We start from the raw sequence: 15,612 nt of genomic DNA on the forward strand, positions 1-15,612 counted from the left end.
GTCATCGCCGCAGGTCGGTAGGCTCCGTTATGTGGCTGACATCGTGATTCCCGCTGACATCAAGCCCGCCGACGGCCGCTTCGGCTGCGGGCCCTCGAAGGTTCGCCCCGAGCAGCTGGCCGCGCTCGCCGCCTCCGGCGCGAGCGTCATGGGCACCTCCCATCGCCAGAAGCCGGTCAAGAACCTGGTCGGCCGCGTCCGTTCCGGCCTGGCCGACCTGTTCTCGCTGCCCGAGGGCTACCAGGTCGTCCTCGGCAACGGCGGCACCACCGCGTTCTGGGACATCGCCGCCTTCGGGCTCATCCGCGAGAAGTCCCAGCACCTGTCGTTCGGCGAGTTCTCCTCGAAGTTCGCCGCCGTCGCCAAGAAGGCGCCGTGGCTGGCCGAGCCGAGCGTCATCAGCTCCGAGGTCGGCACCCACCCGCAGGCGGTCGCCGAGGACGGCGTCGACGTCTACGCGCTCACCCACAACGAGACCTCGACCGGCGTCGCCATGCCGATCAGCCGCGTCGGCGCAGACGACGCGCTCGTGCTCGTGGACGCCACCTCCGGCGCGGGCGGCCTGCCCGTCGACATCGCCGAGACCGACGTCTACTACTTCGCGCCGCAGAAGAGCTTCGCCTCCGACGGCGGCCTGTGGATCGCGATCATGTCGCCGCGGGCCCTCGCCCGGGTCGAGGAGATCACCGCGAGCGGCCGCTTCGTGCCCGAGTTCTTCAGCCTGCCGATCGCGATCGACAACTCCTCGAAGGACCAGACCTACAACACGCCGGCGGTGGCCACGCTGTTCCTGCTGGCCGACCAGCTCGACTGGATGAACGCCAACGGCGGCCTGGCCTGGACCACGTCCCGCACCGCCGACTCCAGCCAGCGCCTGTACGGCTGGGCCGAGAAGTCGTCCTTCGCGACGCCGTTCGCCGCGCCCGAGTTCCGCTCGCAGGTGGTCGGCACGATCGACTTCGCCGACTCCGTCGACGCCGCGGCCGTGGCCAAGGTGCTGCGCGCCAACGGCATCGTCGACACCGAGCCGTACCGCAAGCTGGGCCGCAACCAGCTGCGCATCGCGATGTTCCCGGCCGTCGACCCGGCCGACATCGACGCCCTGACGACCTGCGTCGACTACGTCGTCGAGCGCCTCTAGCGGCGCACCGCACCCGATCGAGGCCAGCACCGGACGCCGGTGCTGGCCTCTTGCTGCCCTTGTCCCCCACGTCCCTTCACGACTAGGAACGTTCTTGACCGCCAACCCCTCGTTCGGCCCGGGGACCGCACGGCCGAAGAGCCTCGGCTACCTCATGTTCGCCAGCCGCTGGCTCCAGGTGCCGCTCTACGTCGGCCTCATCGTGGCCCAGGCCGTCTACGTCTACCAGTTCGCGCTCGAGCTGTGGCACCTCATCGACGGTGTCTTCCTGCACAGCACGCCGCCGTCCGAGGGCACCTCGCCCGAGGCCGTCGTCATGCTCACCGTGCTGGCGCTGATCGACGTCGTGATGATCTCCAACCTGCTCATCATGGTGATCATCGGCGGCTACGAGACGTTCGTCTCCCGGATCAACCTCAACGGCCACCCCGACGAGCCCGAGTGGCTCTCGCACGTCAACGCGAACGTGCTGAAGGTCAAGCTGGCCACCGCCATCATCGGGATCTCGTCGGTGCACCTGCTGCAGACGTTCATCAGGGCCGGCGAGACACCCAACGACAAGATCATGTGGCAGACGTTCATCCACCTGGCGTTCGTGGTCTCGGCCATCGGCCTCGCCTACATCGACCGCCTGCTGGCGTCGTCACCGGCCGAGCACACGCGCGCTCATCTCTAGCTCAGGGACGGGTACGACGTGGCGGGCGGCAGCTCGCGCCTGCGGCGCAGCACCCAGGCGGCCACCACGCCGCCGATGAGCCCGAACAGGTGCCCCTGCCACGAGATGCCCTCCTGGTTGGGCAGCAGGCCCGCCAGGATGCCGTAGTAGGCGATGCCCACGCCGACGGCGATCACCACGTCGAGGAGCCTGCGGTCGAACAGGCCGCGGGCCACGATGAACCCGAAGTAGCCGAACACCAGGCCGCTGGCCCCGATGGTCACGACGTCGGGGCTGGTGACCCAGGTGCCGAGGCCGCCGATGAGGATGATCAGCACGGTGGCCCAGAGGAACTTGCCGACGTCGCGCAGCCCGGCCAGGAAGCCGAGCACCAGCAGCGGCACCGAGTTGGCGATCAGGTGCTCGAAGCCGCCGTGCAGGAACGGCGCGAAAATGATGCCGACGAGCCCGTCGGGATGCCAGCCGATGATGCCGAACTCACGGTCGAGGACGCCCAGGTTCGTGTAGGCGGGAGTGATGAGGAAGTCGACCACCTCGACGATCCACATCACGGCCAGCATGGCGACCACGATGACGAACGCGCTGACCGCGCCGGACAGGAGGGCCCCGGCTCCGCGCCTGAACCTCGAACCCGAATAGTCGCTCATGCGCTCTCCCGGTAGGTCGTCTTGTCTTTCTTTACCGTAACCAGGGGAACGTATGCCCGCGTAAAGAAGACAGGCCGCTCTCGCCTATCTGTGGATCAGGGCGGCGATGTCGTCGAACAGCCGCTGCTGGGCGGCGGCCGCCTCTTCGGAGACCAGGTCCATGCCCTGGATGAAGCCGTGCTCCAGGCCGGGCTCCTGGCGGTGCGTCACGTGCGCGCCGGCCCGCGCCAGCCGCTCGGCGTAGGCGTCGCCCTCGTCGCGCAGGGCGTCGTGCTCGGCGGTCACGATGATGGCGTCGGGCATGCCGTGCAGGTCAGGCGCCAGCAGAGGGCCGGCGGGCGCCGGGTCCTGTGTCCAGCAGGAGACGGCCCAGGTGAGGAAATCGGCGTCGAGCGAGTAGCCGGCGCCCTTGTCGATGACGCTGGGGCGGCTGAGCGTCAGGTCGGTGTTGGGGCAGATCAGGATCTGCAGGCCGGGCAGGGGGTCGCCGGCGTCGCGCAGTCGCAGGCACGCCATGGTCGCCAGACAGCCGCCCGCGCTGTCGCCCGCCACCGCCGCCGGGCGCGCCCAGCGCAGCACCGCGGCCACGTCGTCGACGGCGGCGGGGTACGGGTGCTCGGGCGCGCGCCGGTAGTCGACGGCCAGCACCTCGACGTCGCAGGCGTCGGCGATGCGCCGGCACGTGCGGTCGTGGGTGTCGAGGTCGCCGAGGACGAACCCGCCGCCGTGCGCGAACACCACCAACGGCCGCGGCTGCTCGGCCGGACGGTAGTGGCGCACGGGGATGCCGTCCGGGCCCCGGACGTCCTCCACGCTGTGCAGCTCGGGCCCCTTGGGCCGGTCGGCGGCTCGCCGACGGGAGCCTTCGCGCAGTTCGGTCACGTCGGGGTGGATCACGGAGCATCTCATTCGATCGAGGGCAGCGGCGGGCAAGACTGGCGTGATCGATGGACCGGGCAGCCGCCACCCCCGCTCAGGCGCGGCTTCGTGCGGCGTTCGGCATGGTCGCTGTCACGGGACGCGGGGCGGGAACGCAAAGAGGCCTCGGCCGCCGGTGCGGTGCCGGTGGGCGAGGCCTCTTCTTGCGTTCGTCAGGTCGTCCGGGTCATTCGCCCTTCCACGCCGGGGCGCGCTTCTCGGCGAAGGCCGCCGCGCCCTCCATGGCGTCCTTCGAGCTGAAGACCGGGTTGATGATCGCGCCCTGCTTCTTGAACATCTCCTCCAGCGACCAGTCCTGCGACTCGATGATCACCTTCTTGGTCGCGGCCAGCGCGAGCGGGGCGTTGGCCGCGATCTTCCTGGCCAGCTCCAGCGCGCCCTCCAGCGCCTTGCCCGGCTCGGTGACGCGGTTGACGAGGCCGAGCTCGTGCAGCCGGGAGGCCGGGTAGTGGTCGCCGGTCAGCGCCATCTCCATGGCCACGTGGTACGGGATGCGGCGCGGCAGCCGCATGACGCCGCCCGCGCCCGCCACGAGCCCGCGCTTGGGCTCGGGCAGCCCGAAGGTGGAGTCGGACGACGCCACGACGAGGTCGCACGCGAGGGCCATCTCGAAGCCGCCCGCGAGCGCGTAGCCCTCGACGGCGGCAACCAGCGGCTTCTTCGGCGGCGCCTCGGTGAGCCCGCCGAACCCCCGGCCAGGCACGACAGGGAAGTCGCCGGACAGGAAGCCCTTGAGGTCCATCCCCGCACAGAACGTGCCACCGGCACCGGTCAGCACATAGGCAGAAATATCAGGACGGGCGTCCAGCGCGTCCAGTGCCTCCGCGATCCCCCGCGCCACCGCCCCGTTGACGGCGTTGCGCGCCTTGGGACGGTTGATCGTGAGAATTGCCACATTGTCGGATTCTTCGACGAGCACTTCGTCAGACACGGGACCTCACTTGGGCTGGAAGCGGATACCGCCGTCGAAGCGGACGACCTCGGCGTTCATGTAGTCGTTCTCGACGAGCGACCGTACGAGATGGGCGAACTCGTCGGCCCGGCCCATGCGCTTCGGGAAGACCACCGGAGCCACGAGCTTGGCCTTGAACTCCTCGGCGTTGGAGGAGAAGCCGTAGATCGGGGTGTCGATGATGCCCGGGCAGATGGTGTTGACCCGGACGCCGATGGCGGCCAGGTCGCGGGCGGCCGGCACGGTCATGCCCACGATGCCGCCCTTGGAGGCGGAGTACGCCACCTGGCCGGTCTGCCCCTCCAGCGCCGCCACGGACGCCGTGTTGATCACGACGCCGCGCTGGCCGTCCTCGTCGGCCGGCTCGGTCTTGGCGATGGCCGCCGCGCCGATGCGCATGAGGTTGAACGTGCCGATCAGGTTGACCTCGATGACCTTGCGGTAGGAGGCCGGGTTGTGCGGGTTGCCGTCACGGTTGACCGTGCGCTCGGCCCAGCCGATGCCGGCGCTGTTGACCACCACGCGCAGCGGCTTGCCGGTGGCCACGGCGGCGTCGACGGCCGCCTGCACCTGCTCCTCGTCGGAGACGTCGGTCTTGAAGAAGACGCCGCCGAGCTCGTCGGCGACGGCCTTGCCGCGCTCCTCGTTGAGGTCGGCGATGACCACGGTGGCGCCGGCGCGGGCGAGCTCGCGGGCCGTGGCCTCACCGAGGCCGCTGGCACCGCCGGAGATGATTGCTGCAGATCCGTTCACGTCCATATCCCGGACCCTAACCCGCAGACCGAATGAAGTTCTACTCGGGGCGGCTAAATCTCTCCCACAGCGGTGTCGACGTCGGCGTAGACCTTGATACGCCGGTCGAGACCGGTGGTGCGGAGGATGCGGGCCACCGGCGCCTGGGGCGCGGCCAGGGACACCCCGCCGCCTTCTCCGGTCGCCAGCCGCCATGCCTCGATCAGCACCGACAGGCCGCTCGAATCCATGAACGACAGTTGCTGGAGGTCGAGCACGAGCCTGGCGCCGTCCTGCTTGATGGCGTCACGCACCTCGTCGCGCAGGAACGGTGCGGTGAACAGGTCAAGCTCTCCCTCGACGGCCACCACCACGGCATCGCCCAGGGCGTGTCGCGCAAGCCGCAGCTTCATGGGCCCCTCCTCGATGAGCCACTGTACTTCGACATCCCCGGAACGCGGGCATGCGCGGGCCAGACAGCCCTAAACCGGGGTATAGCACCCGTCAAGCATGATCGCTTTGCGGGATCGTGAACCCGTACGGGAGTTCCAGGCGATGGCTCGCCAGCAGCTCGTCGTCGGCGAGCAGCTCCGGCGTGCGACCGTCGGCGGAGATCACGCCGCCGGACAGGATGAGCGAGCGCTCGCACAGTTCCAGCGCGTACGGCAGGTCGTGGGTGACCATGAGCACGGTGACGTCGAGAGAGCGCAGGATCTCCGCGAGCTCCCTGCGGGCGGCCGGGTCGAGGTTGGACGATGGTTCGTCCAGCACCAGGATCTCCGGCTTCATGGCCAGCACGGTCGCGACCGCCACACGGCGCCGCTGGCCGAACGACAGGTGGTGCGGGGGCCGGTCGGCGAACTCGAGCATGCCGACCTGCTCCAGCGCGTCCTTCACCACCCGGTCGAGCTCCTCGCCCCGCAGGCCCGCGTTCGCCGGCCCGAAGGCGACGTCGTCACGGACCGTGGGCATGAACAGCTGGTCGTCGGGATCCTGGAACACCAGGCCGACGCGCTGCCTGATCTCCTTGAGCGTGTCTTTCGCGACCGGGGTGCCGGCCACCGCCACAGTGCCGTGCCCGGCGGTGAGGATGCCGTTGAGATGCATGACGAGGGTGGTCTTGCCGGCGCCGTTGGGGCCGAGCAGCGCCACCCGCTCGCCCCGCGTGATCGTCAGGTCGACGCCGAAGAGCGCCTGCGTACCGTCCGGGTAGGCGTACGCGAGCTGGCGGATTTCAAGTGAGTTCACCACGGTAGGGCCCATACTGCCAGGGCGAGGACGGGGAGGGCGAGGGCGGTACCCCACTGACCTACGGATGCCGAAATATCGTGAATCATCGGCATCTGGCCGGTGTAGCCGCGGCTCAGCATCGCGAGATGCACCCGCTCCCCCCGCTCGTACGACCGGATGAACAACGCCCCTGCCGAGCGCGCGAGCACCGGCATCTGGCGGAAGTCCCGCGCCTCGAACCCGCGCGACTCCCTGGCCACCCGCATCCGCCGCATCTCGTCCACGATGACGTCGAGGTAGCGGAGCATGAACATGGCGATCTGCACGAGCAGGCTCGGCAGCCGCAGCCGCTGCGCGCCGATGAGGATCACCCGCGGCTCGGTCGTGGAGGCCAGCAGGATCGAGGCGACGACTCCGAGCGTGGCCTTGGCGAGGATGTTCCAGGCCGCCCACAGGCCCGGCACGCTCAGCGAGAGCCCCAGCACGTCCGTACGCTCGCCGAGCCCTATCACCGGGATGAGGAACGCGAACAGCACGAACGGCAGCTCGATCGCCATCCGCCGCACGATGTGCGCCGCGGGCACGCGGGCGACGACCGCCACGCCCGCGAGCAGGACCGCGTACACCGCGAACGCCCAGAACCGCTCACGCGGCGTGGCCACCACCACGACGGCGAAGGCGAGCACCGCGAGCAGCTTGCACTGCGGCGGCAGCCGGTGCACGACCGAGTCGCCCGGCAGGTGGAGCTGATGGTGATGACCTGCGCCCACGTGTCAGGCCCTGGCCCTGTCGCCGGTCTTGGCACGGCCCCTGGAGAGGTACGCGACGAGCCCGCCGATGACCAGCACGAGGCCGACGCCGATGATGCCGGCGATGCCGACGGGGATGCCGCCGACGTCGCCGTAGTCGGCCAGCGGCGAGCCGCCGAGCGCGTGGTCGGCCGCCTGGCCGCTGAAGCCGTGCGTCTCGGCCACGGCCTCCAGGCCGTCGGGCGAACTGGAGGCGAAGAAGGACACGAGGCCGGCCAGCACCAGCGTCACGCCGACACCGCCCCACAGGAACGGCTTGAGGCCGCCGCTCGCGGCGACCGGCTGCGGCTCGTTCACGACGGTGGTCGAGCCTGCTGAGCCGCGCAGGACCAGCGGCTTGGCCAGGCCGCGGGCGCCGTACACGAGGTCGGGACGGACGGCCAGCACCGCGCCGACGGTCAGTGCCGTGATCACGGCCTCACCGATGCCGATCAGCACGTGCACGCCGCCCATCGCGGCCGCCACCGCGCCCACCTCGATCGGGGCCGTGCCGCCGATCCAGAACAGCAGCGTGAACGCGAGCGCCGAGGCGGGCACCGAGATCAGCGCGGCGAGGAACGCCGCCACCACGACCTTCCCCCTGGTCAGACCGGTGACCAGCTTGAAGACGCCCCAGCCGACCAGCACGGTGACGATGCCCATGATGGTGACGTTGATGCCGAGCGCCGTCAGCCCGCCGTCCGCGAAGAACACCCCCTGCACCAGCAGGACCACGGCCATGCACAAGACCCCTGTGTACGGCCCGACGAGTATCGCGGCGAGCGCTCCGCCCAGCAGGTGGCCGCTGGTGCCGGCGGCGACGGGGAAGTTCAGCATCTGCACGGCGAAGATGAACGCCGCCACGAGCCCGGCCATCGGGGCGGTGCGGTCGTCGAGCTCGCGCCGCGCCCCACGCAGGCAGACCGCCACACCGGCGGCCGCCACCACCCCCGCGGACAGGGAAGTGGCCGCGTTGAAGAAGCCATCGGGTACGTGCACGGCGAGCCTCCACAAGGAGAGAACGGACTAACGCCACCACTTTAGGCCAAGACTTTGCACCTGCATACTGTTGGCAATTAGCGCACGATCTTCTTCACCAGTCGTTCAGCTGTCAGTCGCCGGACCACCGCGCTGAGCCTCCCCTTGCCCGGGGTAGCGTACGGCTGCACCGTCCGCAGCAGGGCGGCGGCCCACCATCTGCGCTGCGGGGCGACCGCGTCGGTGCCGGTCTCGATCCTGAAGCGGGCGGGCGGCCCGCCCAGCGCCAGCTCCAGATAGGCGTCCCAGGTGCCGGGCGTGAGCCGCCCCACCGCGGGCCTGGCCGCGAAGCCGCCCCCGGCCAGCGCCACCACCCGGTCGGTGCGCTCGCAGCCGGTGTTGCGCTCGCGCCAGACGATGCGCCTGATCGCCGAGGCGGACGGCACGGCGCCGGCCACGCTGACCTCGCCGTCGACGAGCAGGCGGTGCCCGAGCGTCCACCGGGTGCGGACGAGCCGGGCGACGCCCGGCACCGCCACCACGTGCCCGCCCACGTCGATGCTCAGGTTGCCGTTGTCGCGGGTGAAGTACGGCAGCACCGCCACGCCGCCGACCAGCCGGGGCGGAGGACGCCCGACGCTCGTGTCGCGTTCGGCCCCGAGGCGGCCGAGCCGGATGACGCCCTCGGTCTCGAGCGCCACCTTCAGGTCCCAGACCCCCGAGTCGAGCTCGCCGACGTCGATCCGCACGCTGAACTCGGCGCCCTTGCGCTCGGCCGGCAGCACCACCTCGCGGGCGGAGTCGTGGCGGGAGCGCAGCACCACGGCCAGGCCGTCGTCCCTGGTGATGCCGGCGAGCCGGGCCGCTCCTGTCACCACGAGGCAGTCGCCGTCCCAGCGCACCCCCGTCAGGCGGCGGCGCACGGTGGAGTTCTCGATGCGGGCCAGGCGCACCAGCCGGTCGATGTCGTCGAGCGCGGTGGCCCGTTGCCGGTCGATGGCGCTGAGCCGCTCGTGCACGCCGGGCGTGTACCACTCGTCGCACAGCGCCGCGACCTCCCGCGCGATGTCCTTGCGCCGTACGTCGTCGCTCTCCAGGAAGACCTGGCCGAGCTGGGCGAACACGTCGAGCCTGAAGTGCCGGCGCAGCAGGTGGTCGCGGAGCGGGCCGGGCGGGACGTGCCGGGCCATGAGCCGGATCGGCTCGCGGATCATGGTCAGCCAGACCAGCGGGTCACGGCTGCCGGCCTGCTGCATGATGCTGGAGCCGTCGGGCCGCGACATGAGGTGGTAGCAGTCGTAGTCGGCGACCACGGAGATCACCCCCGCGTGGACGTACGCGTGGGCGGTGAAGAGGATGTCCTCGCCGATGAGCATGCCCTCGCCGAACCTGATGCGATGGCGCTCCAGCAGCTCGCGGCGGAACAGCTTGAAGCAGCTCAGGCTGTTGTAGACGGTGCTGTCGCCGAGCTCCGCGCGGTCGGCGTTGTGCTGGAACATCGACTGCGGCGCCCTGCGGCCGTGGCCCACGATCTTGCCGAGGACGATGTCGGAGTCGTTCCTGTCGGCGATGGCGAGCATGCGTTCGAGCGCCTCGGGGCCCAGGTAGTCGTCGGCGTCGCAGAAGAAGACGTAACGGCCGGTGGCGTGCTCGATGCCGAGGTTGCGCGGGCCTCCGGCGCCGCCGCCGCCCCCGGGGGCGTGGACGACCTTGATGCTGTCGGAGTGGTACTCGGCGTAGAGGTCGAGAAGTTCGGCGCTGCCGTCGGTGGAGCCGTCGTCGACGACGACGATCTCTTTGCGCACCCGTTGGACGAGGGCGGAGGTGAGGCATCGGTCGAGGTAGGGCCGGCAGTTGTGCACCGGGATCACGACGCTGACGTCAACCGCGTCGTCTCCGTTCGCTGTCGTCGACATCGCCGTCATCGTCGTCACATCCACCGTCACGTTGCGCCGCCATCCCGTTTCAGTATGTGACGAGCGGCCGGTCCCGCGTGGGCGGATCCGAGGTCTTCATCCCCTTGGATTTGCTAACACCGGAGAATCACGGCATTCAGCAAATAACGGTTCTCACAGCCGCCAATTACCGCATTCAGCCCGCACCGAATGCGTTTCAGGAAGGAGGTTTTCCCTCCTGGGAGAAGAATCCTCACCGCGAGGATCACTACGGCCCCACCGCCCGCTCCGCGTGATCCACAGACCGTGCTCGCGCGTCTACAGTTAGGCAACCTTGAGGTGGGAGGTGGCGGGAAATGGGATCGGATCTCCGCGGGGAAGTGGCCGGTGGATCGGTCGTGCACACGGCCGAGTTCATCGTCTCCTCGGCGCGACTGGCCGAGCTGTACGAGTGCTCGGCTCTGCTGCGCCGTACGCGGGTGCGGGCGGAGGAGATCGTCGACGAGGCGCTGGCCCTGCTGACCGAGGCCGAGGGGCGGGGCGACGACGCCCGTGCCCGCGAGCTGCGCGAACAGCTGGAGACCGCGCGGGCGAAGTACTGCCAGGTGCTGAACGCGTACATGGTGATCCTGCGCAGGATCAACGAGGAGCGGCAGGAGATCCTGCGGGCGCAGCTGGAGCGGGACCAGATCGAGGGGTTGTCAGGTGCCGCCTGACACGCGTACCGTCAGGGCATGCCTGACACCTGGATCGACAACGTCCGCTGTTCGTTCTGCCACAAGAAGGCCACCGACGTGGAGAAAGTGATCGCCGGCCCCGGGGTTCACATTTGCAACGAATGCGTTGGCCTGTGCAATGACATTCTCGAGACCGCGCAGTCAGAGCCGAGCGAGCCACGGCTCCCCATGTGGGAGTCGATGACCGACGAGCAGATTCTCGACCACCTTCCGAAAATCGCCGCCGTGCAGGCTCAGGTCGACGACAACCTACGGGAGTGGGTGGCGCAGCTGCGCACGCGCGACGTCAGCTGGGAGCGCGTGGGCGCGGCGCTCGGCATGACGCGGCAGAGCGCCTGGGAGAGGTTCAGGAGCGATATCTGATGTTCGTGAACCTTTGTGGCATCTGAGGCGTCATACCGGCAAGGAGGTCAGGAATGCGCGTTCTGAGCGGCTTCGCCGCCGTCGGCGCCGACCTCCCGCTGAACGGGCTCCAGCTCCCCGGGGGCATCCCCGGGGAGCTGGAGCAGGGGGTCTCAGGCGTACGATGACTGGTCATGCTGCGCTGCGCCGTGCTGGACGACTACCAGGACGTGGCCCTGGGGCTGGCTGACTGGTCCCGGGTCCGGGTGACGACCTTCCGCGACCACTTCGCGAGCCCCGACGAGCTCGTGGCCGCCGTCCACGACCACGAGATCGTGGTCGCCATGCGCGAGCGCACACCGTTCCCCGCCGAGGTGTTCGAGCGGCTGCCCAACCTGCGCCTGCTCGCCACCACCGGCATGCGCAACGCCTCCATCGACCTCGCGGCCGCGCGGGCGCACGGCGTCACGGTCTGCGGCACCGGCGGCGGCTCCACCTCGACCGTCGAGCTGACCTGGGCCCTCATTCTCGGCCTGGCCCGCCACCTGGTGACCGAGACGACCGCCCTGCGCACCGACGGCCCCTGGCAGAGCACCCTCGGCGCCGACCTGCACGGCCGCGCCCTCGGTCTGCTCGGCCTCGGCCGCATCGGATCGCAGGTGGCGGCGATCGGGCACGCGTTCGGCATGGACGTACTCGCCTGGAGCCGGAACCTGACCCCCGAACGAGCCGCCGAGCACGGCGTACGGCTCGCCCCCGACCTGGACGCCCTGCTCGCCGACTCCGACGTCGTCTCCGTCCACCTGGTGCTCGGCGACCGAACACGAGGACTCGTCGGCGACCGGGAACTCGCGCTCATGAAACCCACCGCCCACCTGGTCAACACCTCGCGAGCGGCCATCGTCGACCAGGCCGCCCTCCTGCGCGCGCTGCGCGAGCGCCGCATCGCCGGAGCCGGGCTCGACGTGTTCGAACAGGAGCCGCTGCCCGCCGGCCACGAGTTCCGCACCCTGCCGAACGTCCTGGCCACCCCGCACCTCGGCTACGTCAGCGAGGCCAACTACGCGACGTTCTTCCGCGAGATCGCCGAGGACATCACCGCCTACCTCGACGGCTCGCCGATCCGCGTGCTGATCTGAGTCATTCCGCTCTGGCCCTGGCCCGGAAGGCCGCCGTCTTGACGCGGTTCTGGCAGGCCGTCGAGCAGAACCGGCGGGTTCCGTTACGGGAGACGTCCACGTAGACGCGGTCGCAGGACGGGGCCGTACAGACGCCGAGGCGGTCGTGGAACTCGCCGCCCAGCACGATCGCGAGGCCGGTGGCGCAGCTCGCCGCCCAGTCGCCGGCCGTGGTGCCGGGGCTGCCGTGGAAGTGCAGGTGCCAGGGCTCGCCGTCGTGCCGTTCGAGCAGGGGCCTGGCCTGGGTCTCGGCCAGCAGCGCGTTCACCCGCTCGGCCGCGCCGTCGACGTCGCCGTCGGCGACCGCCGCGAAGACCGCGCGCAGCCGCGCCGCCACCGCGGCCAGCTCGGCGCCCTCGTCCGCGCCGACCTCGCGATAGGCCGGACGGACCGCCCGCAGCCCGGCCGTGGCCGCCGCGGCGACGTCCGCCGGAGCGGGGAAGGGACGCCCACGGCGCTCACCAGGGGTCAGTTCGTTCACGAGCGCCACGGCGACCCGGACCACCCCGTCTGTGTGACTGTTGAAGTTCAATTGACCGGTTACACCTCCGTGTCCTACGTTGGTAACTGTCCAAATATTAGATGACAGTTACCTGGAGACGCGCTGTGCTGACTCACGATGCCGCGACGAAGTGGATCGCCCGCTGGGACCAGCAGCAGGAGGGCTACCTTCCCGACCGCGAGGAGCGGTTCACCGTGCTGATCGACGCGGTCGAGGCGCTCGGCCGGCCCGACCCCCTGGTGCTCGACCTGGGCTGCGGGCCAGGCTCGCTGTCGGCGCGGCTGCTCGCGCGGCTGCCCGAGGCCACCGTGATCAGCGTGGACGCCGACCCGCTGCTGCTCGGGCTCGGCCGGGCGGCGTACCCGGAGTTGACGTTCGTCCGTACGGACCTGCGGACGAGCGGGTGGACCCGCGAGCTCGGGCTGGAGCGGCCCGTCGACGCCGCCGTCAGCACCACGGCGTTGCACTGGCTCTCCGAGCCCGAGCTCAAGAGCATGTACGCCGAGCTCGCGACCGTGCTGCGGCCCGGCGGCCTGCTGCTCGACGGCGACCACCTGGAGTCCGACGACACCACGCCCGTCCTCGCACGGCTGCAGCAGGCCGTGCACGACCGCGCGACCGAGCGGGCCTTCGGCGCGAACCCGCCCGAGGACTGGCGGGCCTGGTGGGAGGCCGTGGCCGCCGACCCCGACCTCGCCGACCTCGACGAGGAGCGCACCACGGCGGGAGCAGGCCACCACGGCTCGGAGTCGCGCCTGATGTCGCAGCACGTCGGCGCCCTGCGTGAGGCCGGTTTCACGGAGATCGGCACCCTCTGGCAGCGCGGCCACAACCGCCTGCTGTGCGCCGTGCGCGGCTAGGGGCGGCGGCCCCAGGTGGCCCAGCGCCACAGCCACTCCATGGGGCCGTGGCGGTGGTGACGCAGCCACAGGCCTGAGGCGATGCGCTGGGACGTGAGGATGCCGGCGGCGATGGCCAGCACCACGAGCGTGTCCCACGTCTCCGGCGGCCCGTCGATCAGCTGGGCGATGAGCAGGACGAGGACGGTCGCGCTCAGGTAGTTGGTCAGCGCCATGCGGCCGAGCGGCGCGAAGACGGCCGGCAACGCGGGACGCAGCCGGGTACGGAGCAGGACGAGCAGGGCGCACACGTACGCACCGGCGATGAGCAGGCCGGCCACGGCGAGCCACGTGGTGAACGAGTCGCCGGTCTGGAGCCACAGCGCGGGTCCGGCCGCCACCGCGAAGGCGAGCCCGAGCAGGGCCGGGACCCGGGTGGAGTGCTCGATCCTGTCGATCACGCCGTACCTGGTCAGTGCCGAGCCCAGCAGGAACAGGCCGGGCACCAGCGACACGCCGCCGGCGCTCAGGGCCAGAGGCACGACGAGCAGCACCCCCGCCAGCGCCGCCACGCTCCAGCGCGGCAGCCACGTGGACGGCAGCAGCACCACCAGCCCGACCACGGCGTAGATCGTCAGGATGTCGCCGCGCCACAGCAGGAACATGTGCGCGAGGCCCAGCGCCAGCAGCGCCAGCAGGCGGCGCAGCAGCACCACCCGCGGCCGGGACGTACGGCCCTCGGCCGACTCCAGCATCAGCGAGAAGCCCACCCCGAACAGCAGCGAGAAGATCGGGAAGAACCGCTGGTCGACGAGGAGACCTAACCACGCGAGCGGGTCGTCGCCGGCCCCGGCGGCCACCACCACGTCCGGGTTCGCGTGCGCGATGGGCCGCACGTTGGCGACCAGGATCCCGCACAGCGCGAACCCGCGGATCACGTCGAGGGCGTCGATGCGGCTCCTGGCGGGACGAAGCCTGTTTTCAGATGACATGCGCAACATCCTGCGGACGGCGCGGGCGTGCCACCTGAGCCGAAAGTCGGGATGTCACCGTACTTTCGGCCGGTTCTCCGCAGGAAAACATGACACGCGTTGTCGGCTTTCCCGCCTACCGTCGGAGCCATGGACAGACCACTGCAGGGAAAGGTCGCGCTCGTCGCCGGCGGCACCCGGGGCGCGGGCCGCGGCATCGCCGTCGAGCTGGGAGCGGCGGGCGCCACCGTGTACGTGACCGGCCGCACCACCGGCGCGACACGATCCGAGTACGACCGCCCCGAGACCATCGAGGAGACCGCCGCGCTGGTCACCGAGGCCGGCGGCGAGGGCATCGCCGTCCGGGTCGACCACCTGGTGCCGGACGAGGTGCGCGACCTCGTCGCCCGGATCGACCGCGACCACGGGCGCCTCGACGTCCTGGTCAACGACATCTGGGGCGGCGAGCGGCTCGCCGAGTGGGACGCCCCGCTGTGGGAGCACGACCTCGCCGGCGGCCTGCGGCTGCTCCGGCTCGCGATCGACACGCACGTCGTCACCAGCCACTACGCGCTCCCCCTGGTCATCAGGAACCCGGGCGGCCTGGTCGTGGAGATGACCGACGGCACCAAGGAGTACAACGACCGCAACTACCGCGTCTCCTTCTTCTACGACCACGCCAAGAGCGCCGTGCTGCGGCTCGCGTTCGCGCAGGCGCACGAGCTGCGTCCGTACGGGTGCGCGGCGGTGGCGCTGACCCCCGGCTGGCTCAGGTCGGAGATGATGCTCGAGCACTTCGGGGTCGGCGAGGAGAACTGGCGGGACGCCACCGCCCGCGAGCCGCACTTCGCGATCTCGGAGAGCCCCCGTTACGTCGGCCGGGCCGTCAGCGCCCTCGCCGCCGACCCGGACGTCACCCGCTGGACCGGCCGGTCGCTGTCGAGCGGGCAACTCGCCCTCGAGTACGGCTTCACGGACGTCGACGGCTCACAGCCGGACTGCTGGCGCTACCTGGTGGAGGTCCAGGACCCCGGCAAACCCGCCGACACCACCGGCTACCGCTGA

At 70.6% G+C, this 15,612-nt stretch carries 18 protein-coding genes; 7 read left to right on the forward strand and 11 right to left on the reverse strand.

Annotation, left to right across the window (positions count from 1 at the left end):
* The first annotated feature begins 31 nt into the window (after positions 1-31).
* A complete protein-coding gene (serC, locus tag BLR04_RS22015) occupies positions 32-1,141 on the forward strand; it encodes a phosphoserine transaminase (protein WP_090768467.1) in 1,110 nt (369 codons plus the stop codon).
* 94 nt (positions 1,142-1,235) lie between these two features.
* A complete protein-coding gene (locus BLR04_RS22020; protein ID WP_245740410.1) occupies positions 1,236-1,817 on the forward strand; it encodes a TIGR00645 family protein in 582 nt (193 codons plus the stop codon).
* On the opposite strand, the gene BLR04_RS22025 is transcribed toward BLR04_RS22020, so the two are convergent.
* From BLR04_RS22025 to BLR04_RS22065, 9 genes are all read right to left on the reverse strand, one after another.
* Positions 1,814-2,464 carry a rhomboid family intramembrane serine protease gene (locus tag BLR04_RS22025; protein WP_090768471.1) on the reverse strand — a complete coding sequence of 217 codons (651 nt, stop codon included), beginning with the start codon at positions 2,462-2,464 and terminating at the stop codon, positions 1,814-1,816. The two genes, BLR04_RS22020 and BLR04_RS22025, sit on opposite strands and share 4 nt — an antisense overlap.
* Before the next feature lie 84 nt (positions 2,465-2,548).
* Positions 2,549-3,361 (reverse strand): alpha/beta hydrolase, encoded by an 813-nt coding sequence (locus tag BLR04_RS22030; RefSeq protein WP_218129107.1) that lies wholly within the window; start codon positions 3,359-3,361, stop codon positions 2,549-2,551.
* 208 nt (positions 3,362-3,569) lie between these two features.
* Complete coding sequence (locus BLR04_RS22035; RefSeq protein WP_090768477.1) at positions 3,570-4,334, reverse strand: crotonase/enoyl-CoA hydratase family protein; 765 nt, start codon at positions 4,332-4,334, stop codon at positions 3,570-3,572.
* Between the two features lie 6 nt (positions 4,335-4,340).
* On the reverse strand, positions 4,341-5,114 hold the full coding sequence (locus tag BLR04_RS22040) for an SDR family NAD(P)-dependent oxidoreductase (RefSeq protein WP_090768480.1): 774 nt from the start codon (positions 5,112-5,114) through the stop codon (positions 4,341-4,343).
* Between the two features lie 47 nt (positions 5,115-5,161).
* Positions 5,162-5,500 (reverse strand): STAS domain-containing protein, encoded by a 339-nt coding sequence (locus BLR04_RS22045; RefSeq protein WP_090768483.1) that lies wholly within the window; start codon positions 5,498-5,500, stop codon positions 5,162-5,164.
* A 91-nt stretch (positions 5,501-5,591) separates the two neighbouring features.
* Positions 5,592-6,350, reverse strand: coding sequence for an energy-coupling factor ABC transporter ATP-binding protein (locus tag BLR04_RS22050; RefSeq protein WP_090768486.1), 759 nt, complete (start codon positions 6,348-6,350; stop codon positions 5,592-5,594).
* Positions 6,332-7,087, reverse strand: coding sequence for a cobalt ECF transporter T component CbiQ (gene cbiQ, locus BLR04_RS22055; protein ID WP_090768489.1), 756 nt, complete (start codon positions 7,085-7,087; stop codon positions 6,332-6,334). Before cbiQ ends, BLR04_RS22050 begins: the two co-directional genes overlap by 19 nt.
* Before the next feature lie 3 nt (positions 7,088-7,090).
* On the reverse strand, positions 7,091-8,104 hold the full coding sequence (locus BLR04_RS22060; RefSeq protein ID WP_090768492.1) for an energy-coupling factor ABC transporter permease: 1,014 nt from the start codon (positions 8,102-8,104) through the stop codon (positions 7,091-7,093).
* A 77-nt stretch (positions 8,105-8,181) separates the two neighbouring features.
* Complete coding sequence (locus BLR04_RS22065) at positions 8,182-9,999, reverse strand: glycosyltransferase family 2 protein (RefSeq protein WP_176903221.1); 1,818 nt, start codon at positions 9,997-9,999, stop codon at positions 8,182-8,184.
* Positions 10,000-10,334: 335 nt separating this feature from the next.
* Here BLR04_RS22065 and BLR04_RS22070 point away from each other — a divergent pair, with 335 nt between their 5' ends.
* From BLR04_RS22070 to BLR04_RS22080, 3 genes are all read left to right on the forward strand, one after another.
* The gene (locus tag BLR04_RS22070; RefSeq protein ID WP_143022140.1) at positions 10,335-10,694 is read left to right on the forward strand and encodes a hypothetical protein; all 360 of its coding nucleotides are present in this window, start codon (positions 10,335-10,337) and stop codon (positions 10,692-10,694) included.
* 18 nt (positions 10,695-10,712) lie between these two features.
* Positions 10,713-11,078: a ClpX C4-type zinc finger protein gene (locus BLR04_RS22075; protein ID WP_090768501.1), complete on the forward strand. Its 366-nt coding sequence runs from the start codon at positions 10,713-10,715 to the stop codon at positions 11,076-11,078.
* Positions 11,079-11,251: 173 nt separating this feature from the next.
* Positions 11,252-12,196 carry a D-2-hydroxyacid dehydrogenase family protein gene (locus tag BLR04_RS22080; RefSeq protein WP_090768503.1) on the forward strand — a complete coding sequence of 315 codons (945 nt, stop codon included), beginning with the start codon at positions 11,252-11,254 and terminating at the stop codon, positions 12,194-12,196.
* Between the two features lies 1 nt (position 12,197).
* Here the strand turns inward: BLR04_RS22080 and BLR04_RS22085 are convergent, their stop codons facing one another.
* A complete protein-coding gene (locus tag BLR04_RS22085; RefSeq protein ID WP_090768506.1) occupies positions 12,198-12,767 on the reverse strand; it encodes a CGNR zinc finger domain-containing protein in 570 nt (189 codons plus the stop codon).
* 74 nt (positions 12,768-12,841) lie between these two features.
* On the opposite strand from BLR04_RS22085, the gene BLR04_RS22090 reads away from it, so the two are divergent.
* Positions 12,842-13,597: a class I SAM-dependent methyltransferase gene (locus tag BLR04_RS22090; protein WP_090768509.1), complete on the forward strand. Its 756-nt coding sequence runs from the start codon at positions 12,842-12,844 to the stop codon at positions 13,595-13,597.
* Here the strand turns inward: BLR04_RS22090 and BLR04_RS22095 are convergent.
* Positions 13,594-14,568 carry a DUF418 domain-containing protein gene (locus tag BLR04_RS22095; RefSeq protein WP_245740411.1) on the reverse strand — a complete coding sequence of 325 codons (975 nt, stop codon included), beginning with the start codon at positions 14,566-14,568 and terminating at the stop codon, positions 13,594-13,596. The two genes, BLR04_RS22090 and BLR04_RS22095, sit on opposite strands and share 4 nt — an antisense overlap.
* Before the next feature lie 129 nt (positions 14,569-14,697).
* Here BLR04_RS22095 and BLR04_RS22100 point away from each other — a divergent pair, with 129 nt between their 5' ends.
* Positions 14,698-15,612: an SDR family oxidoreductase gene (locus BLR04_RS22100; RefSeq protein WP_090768514.1), complete on the forward strand. Its 915-nt coding sequence runs from the start codon at positions 14,698-14,700 to the stop codon at positions 15,610-15,612.

This window comes from Nonomuraea maritima, assembly GCF_900100395.1.
Taxonomy (GTDB): domain Bacteria; phylum Actinomycetota; class Actinomycetes; order Streptosporangiales; family Streptosporangiaceae; genus Nonomuraea; species Nonomuraea maritima.

Coding starts and splice junctions, on each gene's coding strand:
- BLR04_RS22080 (WP_090768503.1), top strand. CDS start 11,252: ATGCTGCGCTGCGCCGTGCTGGACGACTACCAGGACGTGGCCCTGGGG.
- BLR04_RS22050 (WP_090768486.1), bottom strand. CDS start 6,350: ATGGGCCCTACCGTGGTGAACTCACTTGAAATCCGCCAGCTCGCGTAC.
- BLR04_RS22070 (WP_143022140.1), top strand. CDS start 10,335: ATGGGATCGGATCTCCGCGGGGAAGTGGCCGGTGGATCGGTCGTGCAC.
- BLR04_RS22100 (WP_090768514.1), top strand. CDS start 14,698: ATGGACAGACCACTGCAGGGAAAGGTCGCGCTCGTCGCCGGCGGCACC.
- BLR04_RS22095 (WP_245740411.1), bottom strand. CDS start 14,568: ATGTCATCTGAAAACAGGCTTCGTCCCGCCAGGAGCCGCATCGACGCC.
- BLR04_RS22045 (WP_090768483.1), bottom strand. CDS start 5,500: ATGAAGCTGCGGCTTGCGCGACACGCCCTGGGCGATGCCGTGGTGGTG.
- BLR04_RS22075 (WP_090768501.1), top strand. CDS start 10,713: ATGCCTGACACCTGGATCGACAACGTCCGCTGTTCGTTCTGCCACAAG.
- BLR04_RS22025 (WP_090768471.1), bottom strand. CDS start 2,464: ATGAGCGACTATTCGGGTTCGAGGTTCAGGCGCGGAGCCGGGGCCCTC.
- BLR04_RS22040 (WP_090768480.1), bottom strand. CDS start 5,114: ATGGACGTGAACGGATCTGCAGCAATCATCTCCGGCGGTGCCAGCGGC.
- BLR04_RS22065 (WP_176903221.1), bottom strand. CDS start 9,999: ATGTCGACGACAGCGAACGGAGACGACGCGGTTGACGTCAGCGTCGTG.